The organism is Franzmannia qiaohouensis (assembly GCF_031451695.1).
Classification (GTDB): Bacteria; Pseudomonadota; Gammaproteobacteria; order Pseudomonadales; family Halomonadaceae; genus Franzmannia; species Franzmannia qiaohouensis.
Map to the genome: position 1 here is coordinate 65689 of NZ_JARWAM010000005.1, position 15527 is coordinate 81215.

17 protein-coding genes are annotated in these 15527 nt (G+C 65.6%); 4 read left to right on the forward strand and 13 right to left on the reverse strand.

Going from position 1 to position 15527, the window contains the following annotated elements:
• Position 1: 1 nt before the first annotated feature.
• From QC821_RS07790 to QC821_RS07835, 10 genes are read right to left on the reverse strand one after another with little or no spacing between them, the layout of a single operon-like run.
• Positions 2 to 1540 (reverse strand): tripartite tricarboxylate transporter permease, encoded by a 1539-nt coding sequence (locus QC821_RS07790; protein ID WP_309719287.1) that lies wholly within the window; start codon positions 1538 to 1540, stop codon positions 2 to 4.
• A complete protein-coding gene (locus QC821_RS07795; protein ID WP_309719290.1) occupies positions 1537 to 2010 on the reverse strand; it encodes a tripartite tricarboxylate transporter TctB family protein in 474 nt (157 codons plus the stop codon). Before QC821_RS07795 ends, QC821_RS07790 begins: the two co-directional genes overlap by 4 nt.
• A 55-nt stretch (positions 2011 to 2065) precedes the next feature.
• Positions 2066 to 3511, reverse strand: a complete 1446-nt coding sequence (gene hydA / locus QC821_RS07800) for a dihydropyrimidinase (protein ID WP_309719293.1) — start codon at positions 3509 to 3511, stop codon at positions 2066 to 2068.
• Entirely contained in the window at positions 3504 to 4244 is a 741-nt protein-coding gene (locus tag QC821_RS07805; protein ID WP_309719296.1) for a maleate cis-trans isomerase family protein, read from the reverse strand. Before QC821_RS07805 ends, hydA begins: the two co-directional genes overlap by 8 nt.
• Positions 4241 to 4699 carry a DUF3830 family protein gene (locus tag QC821_RS07810; RefSeq protein ID WP_309719299.1) on the reverse strand — a complete coding sequence of 153 codons (459 nt, stop codon included), beginning with the start codon at positions 4697 to 4699 and terminating at the stop codon, positions 4241 to 4243. Before QC821_RS07810 ends, QC821_RS07805 begins: the two co-directional genes overlap by 4 nt.
• Positions 4696 to 5448 carry an aspartate/glutamate racemase family protein gene (locus QC821_RS07815; RefSeq protein WP_076749221.1) on the reverse strand — a complete coding sequence of 251 codons (753 nt, stop codon included), beginning with the start codon at positions 5446 to 5448 and terminating at the stop codon, positions 4696 to 4698. Before QC821_RS07815 ends, QC821_RS07810 begins: the two co-directional genes overlap by 4 nt.
• A 26-nt stretch (positions 5449 to 5474) precedes the next feature.
• Positions 5475 to 6848 (reverse strand): amidohydrolase family protein, encoded by a 1374-nt coding sequence (locus QC821_RS07820; RefSeq protein ID WP_309719305.1) that lies wholly within the window; start codon positions 6846 to 6848, stop codon positions 5475 to 5477.
• 17 nt (positions 6849 to 6865) lie between these two features.
• A complete protein-coding gene (locus tag QC821_RS07825; protein WP_089659266.1) occupies positions 6866 to 8146 on the reverse strand; it encodes a TRAP transporter large permease in 1281 nt (426 codons plus the stop codon).
• The gene (locus QC821_RS07830) at positions 8143 to 8703 is read right to left on the reverse strand and encodes a TRAP transporter small permease (RefSeq protein ID WP_309719310.1); all 561 of its coding nucleotides are present in this window, start codon (positions 8701 to 8703) and stop codon (positions 8143 to 8145) included. Before QC821_RS07830 ends, QC821_RS07825 begins: the two co-directional genes overlap by 4 nt.
• An 8-nt stretch (positions 8704 to 8711) precedes the next feature.
• Entirely contained in the window at positions 8712 to 9710 is a 999-nt protein-coding gene (locus QC821_RS07835) for a TRAP transporter substrate-binding protein (protein WP_309719313.1), read from the reverse strand.
• A 359-nt stretch (positions 9711 to 10069) separates the two neighbouring features.
• Here QC821_RS07835 and QC821_RS07840 point away from each other — a divergent pair, with 359 nt between their 5' ends.
• The 4 genes from QC821_RS07840 to QC821_RS07855 all read left to right on the forward strand — a co-directional run bounded on the left by QC821_RS07840 (position 10070) and on the right by QC821_RS07855 (position 12693).
• A complete protein-coding gene (locus QC821_RS07840; protein ID WP_309719316.1) occupies positions 10070 to 10750 on the forward strand; it encodes a GntR family transcriptional regulator in 681 nt (226 codons plus the stop codon).
• Positions 10751 to 10824: 74 nt separating this feature from the next.
• Positions 10825 to 11628, forward strand: coding sequence for a pseudouridine synthase (locus QC821_RS07845; RefSeq protein WP_309719319.1), 804 nt, complete (start codon positions 10825 to 10827; stop codon positions 11626 to 11628).
• Positions 11625 to 12470, forward strand: coding sequence for a tRNA cyclic N6-threonylcarbamoyladenosine(37) synthase TcdA (tcdA, locus tag QC821_RS07850; protein ID WP_309719321.1), 846 nt, complete (start codon positions 11625 to 11627; stop codon positions 12468 to 12470). Before QC821_RS07845 ends, tcdA begins: the two co-directional genes overlap by 4 nt.
• The gene (locus tag QC821_RS07855) at positions 12463 to 12693 is read left to right on the forward strand and encodes a DUF1653 domain-containing protein (RefSeq protein ID WP_309719324.1); all 231 of its coding nucleotides are present in this window, start codon (positions 12463 to 12465) and stop codon (positions 12691 to 12693) included. Before tcdA ends, QC821_RS07855 begins: the two co-directional genes overlap by 8 nt.
• A gap of 4 nt (positions 12694 to 12697) precedes the next feature.
• On the opposite strand, the gene QC821_RS07860 is transcribed toward QC821_RS07855, so the two are convergent.
• Genes QC821_RS07860 through QC821_RS07870 form a run of 3 tightly spaced genes read right to left on the reverse strand, consistent with a single transcriptional unit; the run spans position 12698 to position 15337 of the window.
• Positions 12698 to 13462: an ABC transporter permease gene (locus QC821_RS07860; protein ID WP_309719327.1), complete on the reverse strand. Its 765-nt coding sequence runs from the start codon at positions 13460 to 13462 to the stop codon at positions 12698 to 12700.
• Entirely contained in the window at positions 13459 to 14292 is an 834-nt protein-coding gene (locus QC821_RS07865; protein ID WP_309719330.1) for an ABC transporter ATP-binding protein, read from the reverse strand. Before QC821_RS07865 ends, QC821_RS07860 begins: the two co-directional genes overlap by 4 nt.
• Positions 14293 to 14305: 13 nt before the next feature.
• Positions 14306 to 15337, reverse strand: a complete 1032-nt coding sequence (locus QC821_RS07870) for an ABC transporter substrate-binding protein (protein WP_309719335.1) — start codon at positions 15335 to 15337, stop codon at positions 14306 to 14308.
• Between the last annotated feature and the right edge of the window lie 190 nt (positions 15338 to 15527).

Below are 15527 nucleotides of genomic sequence, written 5' to 3' on the forward strand. Positions count from 1 at the left end.
CTCAGGTGTTGTTGGACTTGGGTGGGTGGGAGTTGGAGCGCTTGCGGATGACACCTGCTTTCACCAGGCCGCGCCATGCCATCGTGAAGATGACCAGTGCTAGCAGGATCAGCAGGATGAGGCTGCCTGGCCGCGACCAGAAGATCGCCAGGCTGCCGTTGGAGAACACCAGCGATTGACGCACGGCGCTCTCGAAACCCGGCCCCAGCAGCAGACCGATGATCAGCGGGGCAATGGGAAAATGAGTGCGGCGCATCACGTAGCCCAGGCCACCGCCAACCACCAGAATCAGCAGATCGAAGGTGCTGGAATTGACCGCATAGGCGCCGCACACGCAGAGCAGCAGGACGCAGGGGTAGAGCACCGTGGGCGGGATCCGCGTGACCTGCTTCAGCCAGCGAATCGCCGCCAAACCGAATATCAGCAGCAGCACGTTGGTGACCAGCAGCACCAGAAACAGCCCAAACAGGAAGCCGGGGTTCTGCTGGATGAGCAGCGGCCCCGGCATCATGCCTTGCGCCATCAGCGCGCCGATCAATACCGCGGTAATGGTGTCACCGGGAATACCGAACACGGTCATGGGAATCAGCGCCGCGGGCACCACGGCGTTGTTGCCGGACTCAGCCGCTGCCAGGCCCTCGAGCGACCCCTTGCCGAACTTTTCCGGTTCGCGGGAGCGGCCGCGGGCCAGGCCATAGGCAATCCAGCAGGCGATTTCAGCGCCCAGGCCCGGCAGAGACCCCAGAAAGGTACCCAGTGAGGTCGAACGCAGGATGGTCGGCCGCAGCGCCCAGAACTCCGCCCACTTGAGCCTTTCCCCGCCGTGCTCCACCGCCTGCCCGGCATCGTGCGTCCGCTCCGGGGGGTGCGTCAGCTGCATGAGAATCTCGCTCAGCGCGAACATGCCGATCAGCAGCGGAATCAGTGACACGCCCCCCAGCAGATCGGTATTGCCGAAGGTGAAGCGCTGGTAGCCCGACATCGGGTCGAGCCCGATGGACGCGACCAGCAGCCCTAGACCTGCGGCGATCAGGCCCTTGAGGAAACTTTCACCGCTGACCGTGGCAATCATGGTCAAGGCAATCAGGTAGAGCAGCGCAAACTCCGACGAGCCAAAGCGAATGGCGATACTCGCCAGCGGGATGGCGACCATGATCAAGATCAGGGTCGCCAGGAAGTCCGCCACCACCGAGCTATACAGGCTCAGTTCCAGTGCCTTGCGCGATTTGCCCTGCTGCGTCAGCGCATAGCCATCGCGGGCGGTGGCCGCCGCCGCCGCAGTGCCGGGTGTATTGACCAGGATGGCCGGTATCGAGCCGCCGTAGATGGCCCCCTTGTAGATCCCCAAGAGGAAGGGGATGCCAATGGCTGCCTCCATGAAAAAGGTAAAGGGTGCCAGCACCGCCACCGCCATGGTCGCCGTAAGACCTGGCAGCGCGCCGATCAGGATGCCACCGGCAAGCCCCGCCGACAGCGCCAGGAAGGTCCAGGGACTGGCCAGCATGGCAAGCCCCTGCTGAAGTACGGCCAGGTCGATCACAGCACCACCCCTCTGGGGAAGTAGACCCCCATGACACCCTCGAAGAGATGAATCACCAGCGCCGGCGGCACTACCGCCAGCGCCAGCAGCACATACCAGCGGCGTTCGCCGAAGCACATTGCCAGCAGCGGCACGGCCAGCATGGTGACCAGCCAGATGCCCAGGAAGCGGATCGATACGACCATGGCCACCATCAGCGCATAGGCCATGAGCGCCCGGGCGGTATGTCCAGACTCGAAGGCCACCGAGGACGCTGGCCGCCAGGCGGACAGCAGCAGCACCACGCCGAGGCCGGTCACCAGCAGTGCGATCAAGCCGGGGAAGAACGCCGCCGACCCGATATCGCGCGGGTCGCCGAAAGGCGGCGGCGTACCATGCACGATACGCAGAAACATGACCCCCACCGCGATCACCGCGAGCGCCAGCAGCGACTCGATCAGGCGCCCCCCGGGCCACGTGCGTGTGTTCATGGGGAGACCCCGCTCGCGATCAGCGCTTCGAGACGTTCAGCCATGTGTGGGCGGCTTACCACGCAGCACCTCCCGGCGGCCGTGGCTTGGGCCGAGCCGGCGCGGGCAAGGCGCAGGGCAGGAACTGGCCGCGCCCGGCGACGCCCAGGTACTCGCCGTCGCGCCACACCACCTCGCCACGTGATAGCGTCAACGCCGGCCAGGCCGACACCGGTATGCCCTCGTAGGGGGTGTAGTCGACGCCGTGATGCAGGTCGCTGTTGCGGATGCGCCGGTCCAGGCCGGTCTCCCAGATCACCAGGTCGGCATCGGCGCCGACGGCGATCGAGCCCTTGCGCGGATAGAGGCCATACATGCGCGCCACATTGGTGGCGGTGAGTGCCACGAACTGCTGCATGGTCAGGCGGCCCGTCTCCACCCCGTGGCTGAACAGCAGGGCAAGACGCGTTTCGAGCCCCGGGATGCCGTTGGGAATACGCTCGAAGCTGGCGTCGCTGCCGGCCGCGAACTTGCCCTGGGGGCCAGCGAAGGTGAACGGCGCATGATCCGAGGAGAAGATCTGGAAGGCGCCGCTCTCCAGGCCATCCCAGACCACCTGTTGATTGGCCTTGTCGCGCGGCGGCGGGCTGCAGATGCACTTGGCGCCGTGGGGATCGTCATCATCGATACCCAGGTCGTCAGCGGTCAGGAACAGATACTGAGGGCAGGTCTCGGCATAGATGCGCAGGCCGTGGCTGTGCGCCCAGCGCAGCTGCTCTATCGCCTCGCGCCCAGAGACGTGGACGATCAGGATCGGCACGTCGACCAGCTCGGCATAGGCAATGGCGCGGTGGGTGGCCTCGCGCTCGACCAGCATGGGCCGCGCCTCGGCGTGATAGCGGGGGGCGGTATGGCCATGGGCAAGCAGACGTTCGGTGAGCCAGGCGATGCAGTCGGCATTCTCGGCGTGCACCATGACCATGGCGCCATGCTCACGGGCCACCGCCAGCACGTCGATGATTTCTCGATCCGACAGCTTCAGGTCGTCGTAGGTCATGTAGATCTTGAACGAGGTGTAGCCTTCGCGGATCAGTGCCGGCAGCTCATTGGCCAGCACCTCGGGGGTCGCGTCGGTCACGATCAGGTGGAAGGCGTAGTCGATACACGCCTTGCCTTCGGCACGCTGGTGATAGTCATCGACGGCGGCACGCAGGCTCTGGCCTTTCATCTGGCAGGCAAACGGAAATACCGTGGTGGTGCCCCCGCAGGCCGCCGAGCGGGTACCGCTGAGAAAGTCGTCGGCCATCTTCGAGCCGTCAGAGGTGGGCTGGTCCAGATGGCAGTGCCCGTCGATGCCGCCCGGCAGCACCCAGCGGCCGGCGGCATCGATCTCCTCGAGCCCCTCGGCAAGGCCACTGCCCAGCGCCGTGATCACGCCGTCGCGGATGCCGATATCGGCCTCGAACACATCGGCTGCGGTGGCGCAGCGGGCGCGCCGAATCACCAGATCGAATTCAGCCATGCGCCATCACTCCTTCCATCAGTTGACCCCAACCGCTGACTGACGCCTCGCCATGTCCGGTCATGCGCAGCATCTTCCACACCACGGTGGCCGTGGTATCCAGCACCGGTACTCCCAGCTCCGCCTCCCACTGTGCTACCAGGTCGGCCGAGCAGAGATTGGTGCAGGCCACCACGATGGCCGGCGCGCCGGCCTGGGCCACACGCCGCACCTGAGCGGTGAGCGTTTCGGCGCTGACCTCGGCGTAGGCGAAGTTCTCGCTAATGCCCAGATGGTCTTCGGCGACCACCGCAAATCCTTCGCCGCGGTAGTTGTCGAGAATTCGCTGCTGCACGTCGTCGGTGTAGGGCGTCACCAGACCAAACTCGCGGACCCCGTATTCGGCGAGGATCTCATTCAGCGCCAGCATCGATGTGGTTGCCGGAATACCCGTTTCATCCGTAATCCGCTGGCACAGGGTCTCGTCGTGGTCGAACCCCAGCCAGCCGGCCGAGGTGCCGCTCCAGCCGATCACGTCGACCCGGGCGTCCGCCAGCAGGCGGGCTGCCGCCAGCACGTGGCGATCATCGAACTGGCCCAGCGCCCGCGCGCTGAGCGCGATTTCAGTCACGCTAAAGCGCGAGAAGTGCGCGCTGACCCCGGGAACCTTGGCCACCATGGCCGACGTGAGCGGCTCGAGCGCCGTATTGGACGAAGGCGTGAGCACGCCGAATCGACTGCGGTTCACGGTCATTGGGAGCCTCCTTGGGTCGGGTGGGTAGTGATGGTCAGCGGCTGGGCGCCATGCCATAGGCAGCGTCGACCCAGTTCCGGTAGCTGCTCGAGTCCTTCGACGAGGCTCATGAAGTGATTGCCGGCGATCGGCCCCAGCTTGCTGGCAAAGCTGCACGCGCCGTAGGCCAGCAGGATCTCGGTCTCGCTGTATCCGCCGGGGTAGAACAGCACGTCGCCGGGAGCGGGATAGCGGGTGGGGTTCTCCCAGGGCAGGGCGAAGTCCTTATCGCCCAGGGGTATCCACACCCCTTCACCGCTCCAGCGCACGTGCACCAGCTGCGTCTGCCAGGGCAGGAGCGCGAGAAAGGCTGCCGCGCTGTGCGGCGCATCGGGACGGGTCTCGGCCACGAACTCGAGGTCGTGGGAGACCAGCCGCAGGCGTACGACACTCTCGGCCGACTCAGGACGGCTCATTGCTGATCCTCCCGGCCGATCAGCTGCCGCAGTGCCGGCGACAAGCCCACAGCACCTTTCACCGGCGGCGCGGCGTAGCTGCCCGCGGTCGCCTTGGCAGGGCCCAGGCGGGCCAACAGCTCCGCCTGCTGCACCGCGCAGCTCACCCCATCCACCACCGGCACCGGGATTCGCTGTGCCACGCTGCGCGCCAGACCCGCCAAGGGCGCGCCGGCGATGATCAGCACATCCGCGCCATCGTCGCGAATCGCCGCCTCACACAGCGCCACCAGCTGCTCGCCCTTGTCCTGCTGCACGCTGCCGATATTGGCCAGCGGCTCGTCCAGACAGCGGATACCGGCCAGACGCGAGGTCATGCCATAGCGATCAACGGTCTCGGCGTACCAGGCCCGAATACGCCGCGAGATGGCCACGATGCCGATCTTGCCGCCGAGCATGGCGGCGCTCATCAGCGCACTCTCGGTCAGGCCCACCACCGGTATCGGCAGCATCTCGCGGGCCGCTTCAAGCCCCGGGTCGCCAAAGGCGGCCACCACGGCGGCATCGTGTCCGGAAAAGTGGTCGGCCAGCTCGTTGAGCGTTGCGTAAGCGCCGATGGCAGCCTCGGCGCGGGTCTCGATATAGGCCACGCCCAGCGCCGCCGTGCGCAGGGTCAGCTCAGTACCCGGACTGGCCGTACGGCGCGCCTCGGCCTCGATCAGCTCGGTGACGCTGTGCGAGATGTTGGGATTGACGATCAGCAGTTTCATGGGCGCTCCTCGAGCCGTTGGCAGGGTCAGACCTGGGCCCGGGCGCGGGACCAGAGTGCTTCGGCCGCGTGCTGGGCATCGGCCAGCAGCGCCGGCGTATCCGCCAAACACAGCTCGCCCCCCTCGACCACCACCTGCCCATTGCAGACCACCATCTCCACATCGCGCCCCTGGGCGGTATGCACCAGATTGCCCAGCGCATTGATCAGCGGCACCAGGTGCGGCCGGCGGAAATCGAAGACCGCCAGATCGGCGCGCTTACCGGGCGTCAGCGAGCCCAGCTCATGCCCCAGGCCAAGCGCCTTGGCGCCGTTCAGGGTGGCCATCTCCAGCACATGGTGAGGCTGCCAGGTATCGTTCACCTCGCCTTCCTGGACGCGGCCCATGATCAGCGCCCAGCGCATGACCTCGACCATATCGGCGTGCATGTTGTCGGTGGCCAGTGTCAGATTGGCGCCGGCTTGACGTAGTCGGGTGGTGGGGGCAATCCGCCCGCCGGTGGCATTGCCGCGCGGGACGTGGGCGATATTGGTGCCTGCGCGACCGATACGCGCGATGTCGCTGTCGCTGACGTACATGCAGTGGGCGGCCGTGAAGCGTGGTCCGAGCAGCCCGACATCCTCGAGCAGCTCACTCGGGCTCATGCCGTCGCGCTCCTCGACGCGACGATTCTCCTTGCGACTCTGGGAGAGATGGCCGTTGACCTGGATGCCCAGGGCGTCGCGGGTCTCGGCCACCTTCACCAGCAGCTCGCGGGAGCAGGTGTCCGGCGCATGGGCCGCCAGCTCGACGCCCAGGCGGCCGTCCATCTTGCCCTGCCAGCGCTCATGCAGCGACACCGCCTCACCCAGCGTCTTCTCGCCAATCGCGGTGCGATGCTCCCACACCCCTTCATGGACGCGACTGAAGTCCACATCATGGATGCGGCCACAGGTGATCACCCGCATGCCCAGCTCGCCCATTGCCGGCAGCGTCAGGTCGGCATGCACATAGCTGTCATTGATCAGGGTGGAACCGAACAGCAACGCCTCGGCGGCGCCCAGTCGCGCCAGTGCCACCGCTTCTTCCTCGCTGACCTCATGGCCGTGGGGCACGCCCGGGGTGTAGGCCGGGGCGAAGCCCATGTCCTCGGCCACGCCACGTACCATGCTCAGGATGGTGTGGGTATGCACATTGACGAAGCCCGGAATGATCACGCGGCCATGCATATCCAGGGTACGACGGGCAGGCGGGAGCGGCTCGCCGGCAGCGTGGGGGCCCACCTCGACCAGGCGCCCCTGATGGATCACCAAGCGACCGCAGGCGATCTCACCGAGCTGTGGGTCCACGGTCAGTAAGCGCGCGCCGTAAATCACCAGGTCGGCGGGGTGCTCGGCGTCGAACGGAGAGGGTGTCGGCATGGTCTGCTCCTCAGGATTCAGTAACCGAGTGCACGAGGCAGCGCGGTGACGATTTGCGGAAAGGCGATGCATAGCCCGAGGATCGCGAACTGGAAGGCGACGAACGGCAGTGACTCTCTGACCAGCGTCATCATCGGCACCTTGGTGATGCCGCTCATGACGAAGTAGAGCACGCCAACCGGCGGCGTCATCATGCCGACCACCAGGTTGTACATGAACAGAAAGCCGAAATAGAGCGGATCGATGCCGTACAGCACGGCGACGGGCGCGAACAGCGGCACCAGCATGATGTAGGCGGCGTTGGACTCGATCAGCATGCCGATCACCACCAGCAGCGCCATGGTCAGCAAGATGAAGATCATGGGATCCGCGGTCAGCGACTGGATGAACGATGACAGCATCATCGGCACCATCTCGATGGTGAAAATGAAGGTCAGCACCGACGCAAACGCGATCAGCGCACCGACCATTGCCGAGGTCACCGCGGCGCGGTAGAGACAGCCCGGCAGGTCGGCGATACGCAGACGACGCGTGACAACGAATCCAATGAACGCCGAGTAGACCACCGCGATGGCTGCCCCTTCAGTCGCGGTAAAGACCCCGCCTACGATGCCGCCTACCACGATCACCGGCATCAAGATGATGACGATGGCGCGCCGCGCCTGTCGGGCGACGTTGCAGAGGTTGAAGCGCTCGCCGGTCAGCGGATAGCCGCGCTTCCAGGAGATCCAGCTGGCAATGACCATGAAGCCCACGGCCAGCAAGATGCCGGGCAGGATGCCCGCCATGAACAGCCCGCCCACCGACACCGAAGAGCCGGCCATCAGGGCGTAGACGATCATCGCATTGCTGGGCGGGATCACCGGGCCCAGATTGGCCGCCGAGGCAATCACCGCCCCCGAGTAGGCATCCGGGTAGTACTTGCGCAGCGACGGCACCAGCGTACTGCCCATGGCACTGGCGCTGGCCACCGCAGCACCGCTCACCGACGCGAAAATGGTGCCGGAGGTGATCGTCACGTGAGCCAGGCCGCCGTGCATCCTGCCCACCAGGCTGTTGGCAAAGGAGATGAGTCGGTCCATGATCCCGGCTCTCACCATCAGCTCACCGGCGAGCATGAACAGCGGAATGGCCATCAGCGGGAAGCTGTTGACGGCGTGCAGCATTCGTTGCGGCATCACCACCAGCTCGAAATCGAGCATCCACAGGCCCGCCAGCGACCCAAAGCCGAGGGCAAAGGCCAACGGCATGCCGAGGACGGCCAAGCCCAGAAACAACCCTATCGCCAGCCAGGTCATGTCAGCTCCTCCCAAGTTCGCGACCCGCCCCAGGCCAGCAGGGCCAGGTGCAGGAAGGCATGGGCGCCGCAGATCAGCACCGCGATGTAATAGACCGCCGAGGTGATCGGCAGCGTCGGCATCAGTTCGGGCCAGCGATCGAGGGTCGCCACCCAGGCGCCCAGCATCACCATCAGCATCAGGGTCGTCGAAACGCCCGCCATCAGGCGAAACAGCACTTCCTTCATCCACTCAGGCATCAGCATGACGAACAAATCGATGCCCACGTGCACCCCGTGCTTCACACCATGGGGAATGGCCAGGAAGATGGCCCAGACAAAGAACAGCCGCGACAGCTCGTCGGCGGAGTCGATCGACGACCCCAATACGTAGCGCCAGAACACCTGCAGGGAGACGATGGTCGCCATCAGGCCCATCACTGCCACGATGCCCCAGTAGGTAGTGGCATCGAGCAGCTCCACGATGCGCTTGGCACGCCTGAAAGCACTGGAACGTGGCGGGGGCTGGGGCCCCCGCGCCTTGGCATTATCGTGCGGTGGTGCAGAAGTGTCCGTCATGCCTGACCTCACAGCGCCGCTTCGGCTTCCTGGATCACCAGTTCAAGGAACTCAGGATCAACGCGCTCCGCGAGGCTCTCGGCGACTTCCATGGTCGCTTCACGCAGCTCGGCGCGCAGGTCCGCAGAGATCGGGGTGAACTCCATACCGGCCTCGATCAGCTGCTCGCGCCAGGACTCCTCTTCCTCTGCCGCTGCCTCACGCTGCCACTCCATGGCCGCTTGCATCGCCTCATCGACGATCACACGATGCTCTTCGGAGAGACGCTCATAGCTGCGCTGGTTGGCGACGGCATTGATGAAGTCGTAGAAATGACCACTGTCGGAGAGGTACTCCTGAACCTCATTGAAGCGGCGGCTGGCGATGATGTTGTAGGGGTTCTCCTGACCATCAAGCACTCCCTGCTGGAGCGCGGAGTAGAGTTCAGAAACGTCCATCGACACCGGGTTGGCCCCCAGCGCACGGAAGGTCTGCAGGTGGACTTCATTCGGCTGCAGGCGAATGCGCATCCCTTCGAAATCCTCGACCGACGTAATCGGGCGGAGATTGTTGGTGACATGCCGGAAACCGAGCTCGCCGTAGCCAAGGTTAACGAAGCCCAGCTCGGCCATCTTTTCATCGAGGTGTTCGCCGACCGGGCCATCCATAACCGCAAAGGCCTGATCACGACTATCGAACAGGAACGGCAGGCTGACCGCCTCGTACTCGGGAACCGAGCGAGTGAAATAGGCGATCGAGGTAAAGACGGCAAAAATGCTGCCTGAACGCACCTGATCGACGTTCTCTGTGGCCCCGCCCAACTGCATCGCCGGGAACAGCTCGACAGAGATATCTCCGTTTGACTCGCTCTCGACCTGCTCCTTGAAGACCTCCATGGCCCTCGACACGGAGTGGTCGGTGGGGAAATTACCGGCAACACGCAAGCGCTCCGTTGCCAGCACCGAGGACGACAGCAGCATCCCCGCCGTCAGCAAGGTAGCCATCTTCAGAGTATGGGACTTGGACATCTGGAAACCCTCCGGATCATTGTTATGGCGGAGCCGAGCCAGCGCCCGGTCACCTCACTAAGTCTGAGCAAGCCCTATGCCATGCCGGGACTCGTCGTTCTTGGCGCACCGCCGCTGTGACCTGCAACCCCATGATTTGGAATGTTAAAAATTTTGTTTTTATTATTGTTTGAAGTTTTGTTTAATAGATTGCGTACAATTTTTTAAGATAGATCACGCACATTAATTGTGCAAACATGCACCACAGGCACCTTTACGGTGCAGCCGAAGTCCCGGCACTGCGCGCTTCTTAGCGGCTTCTGATCTGCGCTGTGCTGCGGCATACTGAATCGGGACATCACTGACAAATGGGGAATGCAATGGAAGCCTCCACCACCAAACTGGCCATCGAGCAGATCGCCGAGCGCATCACCGACGCGGTGATGGAGCATCGGCTGCCGCCGGGCATCAAGCTGGTGGAGGAGAAACTGGCAGGCGCCTTCGGCGTGAGCCGGACCAAGATTCGTCAAGCCCTGACGCTGCTGGCCAAAGAGGGGCTGGTGACGCTGCACCCCAACCGCGGCGCCTTCGTCAAGCGACCTTCCGCCGAGGAGGCCAGGGACCTGTTCGCCACCCGCCGGCTGGTCGAGCCTGAGATCGTACGTAACGTCATCGCCAGGGCCTGTGAACAGGACATCGCCCGGCTACACCAGCACCTCGAAGAAGAAGCACAAGCACGAGCGACGGGAGATCGCCGCCGCATCATTCGGCTATCCGGTCAATTCCACATGCTCTTGGCAGCGCTGGCAGGCAACGCCTTCATCGAGAAGCTGATGGCAGAGCTGTGTCCTTTGACGTGCCTGATCATCGCACTCTATGACGCACCGCAGACCCCAGCATGCCCCGAAGACGAACATAGCCAAATTGTCGAGGCCATAGAGAATCACGATGAAGCGGCTGCCATCCGGCTCATGCTGCATCATCTCGAACATATTGAATCCGAGCTCATGCTCGACGCAGCGCCCAAGCTGGATATCCACTGGGAAACGCTCTACGGCTGATATCCACAGGCGATACGGATGACAGCGGCGCGCCGAGCGGCGACAATAGCCGCCCATTTCGAGACGCCGCTGCCATGCCTGCCACGCCCCCCAGCCGAGACGCCTGCGCCCCGCTGCCGATCCTGTATCGCGATACGGCGCTGGTGGTCGTGGCCAAGCCGTCAGGGCTGCTGGTCCACCGCACCGCCCTGGCCCGCGGCGAGACGCGCTTCATGGTCCAGACGCTGCGCGACCAGCTCGGCCAGCGGGTCTACCCGGTGCATCGGCTCGACCGCCCCACCTCGGGGGTGATGGTGTTCGCGCTAAGCGCCGAGATCGCCGCAGCGCTGGCCCAGGCGTTCACCGAGCAGCATGTCGCCAAGCGCTACCTGGCGGTGGTGCGCGGCGTCGGCCCCGAGGCCGAGCGGCTCGACTACCCGCTGCGCGAGGAGGATGGCAGCCGCCCCAAGGCGCAGATGCCGGCCATGCCGGCGGCCACCGAGATCCGCCGCCTCGACAGCGTCGAGCTGCCGGTACAGGTCGACCGCTACCCCAGCAGCCGCTATTCGCTGATCGAGGCGCGCCCGCTGAGCGGGCGCCGCCATCAGATCCGCCGCCACCTGTCGCAGCGTGGCTACCCGATCATCGGCGATGCCAAGCACGGCAAGGGCAACCACAACCGCTTCTTCAAGGAGCGGCTCGGCTGCCCGCGGCTGCTGCTGGCCGCCGTCGAGCTGCGCTTTCCGCACCCGCTGGAGGGCAGCCAGCTGCAGGTCAGCGCACCGCTGCAGGAGGACATGCAGCAGCTGTTCGAACGCTTCGGCTGGGCCGCACACCTGCCGCAGCATGACATCGCCTGGCATGACGCCGACTCACCAACATTCGCCACCGCCCCATGACCGATATCGACGCTCCCCCTTCCGACGCCAACACCGCCGACGACTACGACCTGCGCTTCGGCGGCATCCGCCGGCTCTACGGCAGCCGCGCCGCAAAGGCCTTTCGCCATGCCCATGTGGTGGTGGTCGGCGTCGGCGGCGTCGGCAGCTGGGCGGTTGAGGCGCTGGCCCGCGCCGGGATCGGCAAGTTGACGCTGATCGACCTCGACGATGTCTGCGTCTCCAACGTCAACCGCCAGCTCCACGCCCTCGACGGTACCATCGGCCGCCCCAAGGTCGAGGTGCTGGCCGAGCGCTGCCGGGCGATTCACCCCGGCATCGAGGTGGTCGCCGACGCGGCGTTCGTCACTCCAGGCAATCTCGCCGAGCGGATTCCCGACGATGCCGACCACGTGCTGGATGCCATCGACAGCGTGCTGGCCAAGGCCGCGCTGATCAGTTGGTGCAAGCGGCGCAAGATCCCCATCACCGTGACCGGCGCGGCCGGCGGCCAGACCGATCCCACCCGCATCCAGGTTGCCGACCTGACCCGCACCGAGCACGATCCGCTGCTGGCCAAGGTCCGCGCCCGGCTGCGCCGCGACTTCGGTTTCTCGCGCAACCCCAAGCGGCGCTTCTCGGTGGAGTGCGTCTACTCCGACGAGCAGCTGGTCTACCCGGGTGCCGACGGCGAGGTGTGCCTGACCAAGCCGGGATCCGGGGATGCCACCCGACTCGACTGCGCCTCGGGCTTCGGCGCGGCTACCTTCGTCACCGGCGCCTTCGGCTTCGCCGCCGCGGCGCGGGTCATGGCGCGGCTTGCCAAGCGCACAGCAGATTCACAGGAGATTCAGGATGCATGACGCCAAGCGCCCGGTAGCGGGCATCTACCGCCACTACAAGGGGGCCGACTACGAGGTGGTGGGTGTCGCCCAGCACAGCGAGAACGAAGAAGCGCTGGTGGTCTATCGTGCCCTCTACGGCGACTACGGCCTGTGGGTCCGGCCGCTCGAGATGTTCTGCGAAACGGTGGAGATTCAGGGCGAGACGCTGCCGCGCTTCGCCCTGGTCAAGGCCTTCGACTGAGGCCTCAGCGATCCTGGCCGCGGTGCGCCCAGCGGGTCATGCGCTTCTCGAGTAGCGCGAACAGCTCGTACATCACCATGGCCATGGCGCTGATCACGATCAGCCCGGCAAACACCAGCGGCATGCGCATCTGCGAGCCGGCGCTCATCATCAGGTAGCCGATGCCCTGGTTCGAGGCCACGGTCTCGGAGACCACTGTGCCGACGAAGGCCAGGGTGATGGCGACCTTGAGCGAGGCGAAGAAGTACGGCAGCGAGCGCGGCAGCCCCACCTTGAGCAGCACATCGAGGCGCTTGGCGCCGAGCACCCGCAGCACGTCCTCCATCTCCGGCTCCAGGGTGGCAAGGCCGGTGGCCACGTTGACCACGATGGGGAAGAAGCAGATCAGGAAGGCAGTGAGGATCGCCGGTACCGAGCCGATGCCGAACCACACCACCAGAATCGGCACGAAGGCGACCTTGGGGATGGCGTTGAAGCCCACCAGCAGCGGATAGCAGGCGCGGTACATGAAGCGCGACGAGCCGACGATGAAGCCCAGCGCCAGCCCCACGACCACGCCCAGCGCGAACCCCACCAGGGTGGTCCACAGGGTCTGCCAGGAGTGCATGCCGATCGGTCCGGCGAAGGTGATCATGGCCTGGAAGGTGTCCCAGGCGCCGGGAAACAGAAACGGCGGAACGTCCAGCAGGCGCACCGTGCCCTCCCAGATCACCAGCAGCGCGACTACCGCCAGCCACGGCGCCAGGCGCTCCTTGGTCGTGGCCTTCATGCCGCACCTCCGCGTATCTCGCCAATCTGCGCGCGCAGCTCGTGCACCAGGGTGGTGAAGGGCTCGCGATAGGTGGTTTCCAGCTCCCGCGGGCGCGGCAGGTCGATTTCGCGCCGCTCGACGATGCGCCCCGGGCGCTTGCTCATCACATACACGGTGTCGGCCAGGAAGGCCGCCTCGCGCAGGTCGTGGGTGACCAGCACCACGGTGAAGCGCTGCGCCTGCCAGAGGTCGCGCAGCACGCACCAAAGCTCTTCACGGGTAAAGGCATCCAGTGCGGCAAACGGCTCGTCGAGCATCAGCAGCTTGGGTTGGTGGATCAGTGCGCGGCAGATCGAGGCGCGCTGCTGCATGCCGCCGGAGAGCTGCCAGGGGTACTGGTCCTCGTAGCCTTCCAGCCCCACGGTGCGCAGCAGGTCGCGTGCCCAGCCGACGAACTCCCCGCGCCGCCGGCGAAACTGCGAGCGGTAGGGTTTGACGATCTCCAGCGGCAGCAGCACGTTGTCGAGGGTGGTGCGCCACGGCAGCAGGTTGGCGTTCTGGAACGCCATGCCGGTGATCTTGAGCGGCCCGCTGACCGGCTCGCCGGCGACCCGCACGCTGCCCTGGGTGGGCCCGTGCAGGCCGGTGCAGAGCTTCATGAAGGTCGACTTGCCGCAGCCCGAGGGGCCGACGATGGCAACGAACTCGCCCTCGCGGATGGAGAGGCTGATGTCCTCGATGGCGTTGCCGCTATCGTCGTAGGCGAGGCTGACGTCGTCGAAGTCGACGAAGGCATGCTCGCTGCGCGCCGCCTCGGCGGCGCGCAGCTCGGTGGGAGTGACGGTCATGGCAACCCTGGGCTCAGTCGGCGAAGATCATGCGGTCTTCCTGGGCGGGCAGGAAGCGCGAGGTGAAGACCCGCTCGGCGTCAGGCACCTCGGGCAGGTCGTAAGCCTCGGCAACCAGTCGAATCGACTCTTCCAGGCGCGCCTCGTCGATGGCACCAGCGCCGTGGGCGCGGGCGTCCTCGGTATCGATGGCGCCCTCGATGGCAAGCTTCAGGCGGCGCGTCTCGAGCTCGACGTCGATCAGGCCGTCGCGGTTGCGCACATAGTCGATGGCACCCTCGGGGTCGGCCAGGGTCTCGGCCAGCGCCCGGTTGAAGGCGCGCAGAAACCCCTCCACCGCCTCGGGGTTCTCCTCGGAGAATTGCTCGCTGGCGATGATCGCATTGCCATAGAGCGGCACGCCGTAGTCGGGGAACGGCATGATGGTCAGCTCGCCCTCCTGCATGCCGCGCGCCTCGAGGTTGAGCAGACTGGTGAAGTAGAAACCGGTGATGGCATCGACGTCGCCGCGCTCGAGCAGCGTTTCGCGCAGTGCCGGGTCGACGTTCTGCCAGGTCACGGCATCGGCGTCGAGGTCGTTGGCATTGGCGAAGATGCCCCAGGCGCGATAGCCGGTATCGAAGGTGGGTGCCGCCAGGGTCTTGCCGGCCAGGTCGGCGGGCGACTCGATATCGCGGTCCTTGCGGGCGAAGACCGCCGCCGGCGACCCGTCATAGACCACATAGACGCCCTGGATGCCCGGGCCGTCGGGATTCTCGGCCAGGAACTCGACCAGCGCATTGAGATCGCCGAAGCCCATCTGGTAGGCGCCGCTGGCGACCCGGTTGATGGCTCCCGCCGAGCCGCTGCCGGAGTCGATCTCGACGTTGAGCCCCTCCTCTTCGAAGTAGCCGCGCTCCACCGCCATCAGGAAGGGCGCCGACGGCCCCTCGAAGCGCCAGTCGAGCTGGAAGCGAATATCGGTGGCGGCGCTGGCGGTGCCGCTCAGCAGGATGGCGCCCAGCGCAGTGGCCAGGGAGAGAGGGCGAATCGCGGATCGATGCATGGCAGAGGCCTCGGTATACAAGATTGTCATTATTGAGTATGCAGGTTTCTTGCCATCGCGGGCTGTTGCTCGCAGCCCCGGCACGGCAAGGGTCGATGCGTCTGAACCAGGGCATCTCGGCACGCCGCTGCGCCACCCCAGTGCAGGCGCCGCCCGCCCATGCACCAGCATAGAACATTCAGCAACGCCG

Coding starts and splice junctions, on each gene's coding strand:
- QC821_RS07870 (WP_309719335.1), bottom strand. CDS start 15,337: ATGCATCGATCCGCGATTCGCCCTCTCTCCCTGGCCACTGCGCTGGGC.
- hydA (WP_309719293.1), bottom strand. CDS start 3,511: ATGGCTGAATTCGATCTGGTGATTCGGCGCGCCCGCTGCGCCACCGCA.
- QC821_RS07820 (WP_309719305.1), bottom strand. CDS start 6,848: ATGCCGACACCCTCTCCGTTCGACGCCGAGCACCCCGCCGACCTGGTG.
- QC821_RS07860 (WP_309719327.1), bottom strand. CDS start 13,462: ATGAAGGCCACGACCAAGGAGCGCCTGGCGCCGTGGCTGGCGGTAGTC.
- QC821_RS07835 (WP_309719313.1), bottom strand. CDS start 9,710: ATGTCCAAGTCCCATACTCTGAAGATGGCTACCTTGCTGACGGCGGGG.
- QC821_RS07810 (WP_309719299.1), bottom strand. CDS start 4,699: ATGAGCCGTCCTGAGTCGGCCGAGAGTGTCGTACGCCTGCGGCTGGTC.
- QC821_RS07845 (WP_309719319.1), top strand. CDS start 10,825: ATGCCTGCCACGCCCCCCAGCCGAGACGCCTGCGCCCCGCTGCCGATC.
- tcdA (WP_309719321.1), top strand. CDS start 11,625: ATGACCGATATCGACGCTCCCCCTTCCGACGCCAACACCGCCGACGAC.
- QC821_RS07805 (WP_309719296.1), bottom strand. CDS start 4,244: ATGACCGTGAACCGCAGTCGATTCGGCGTGCTCACGCCTTCGTCCAAT.
- QC821_RS07830 (WP_309719310.1), bottom strand. CDS start 8,703: ATGACGGACACTTCTGCACCACCGCACGATAATGCCAAGGCGCGGGGG.
- QC821_RS07825 (WP_089659266.1), bottom strand. CDS start 8,146: ATGACCTGGCTGGCGATAGGGTTGTTTCTGGGCTTGGCCGTCCTCGGC.
- QC821_RS07865 (WP_309719330.1), bottom strand. CDS start 14,292: ATGACCGTCACTCCCACCGAGCTGCGCGCCGCCGAGGCGGCGCGCAGC.
- QC821_RS07815 (WP_076749221.1), bottom strand. CDS start 5,448: ATGAAACTGCTGATCGTCAATCCCAACATCTCGCACAGCGTCACCGAG.
- QC821_RS07840 (WP_309719316.1), top strand. CDS start 10,070: ATGGAAGCCTCCACCACCAAACTGGCCATCGAGCAGATCGCCGAGCGC.
- QC821_RS07855 (WP_309719324.1), top strand. CDS start 12,463: ATGCATGACGCCAAGCGCCCGGTAGCGGGCATCTACCGCCACTACAAG.
- QC821_RS07795 (WP_309719290.1), bottom strand. CDS start 2,010: ATGAACACACGCACGTGGCCCGGGGGGCGCCTGATCGAGTCGCTGCTG.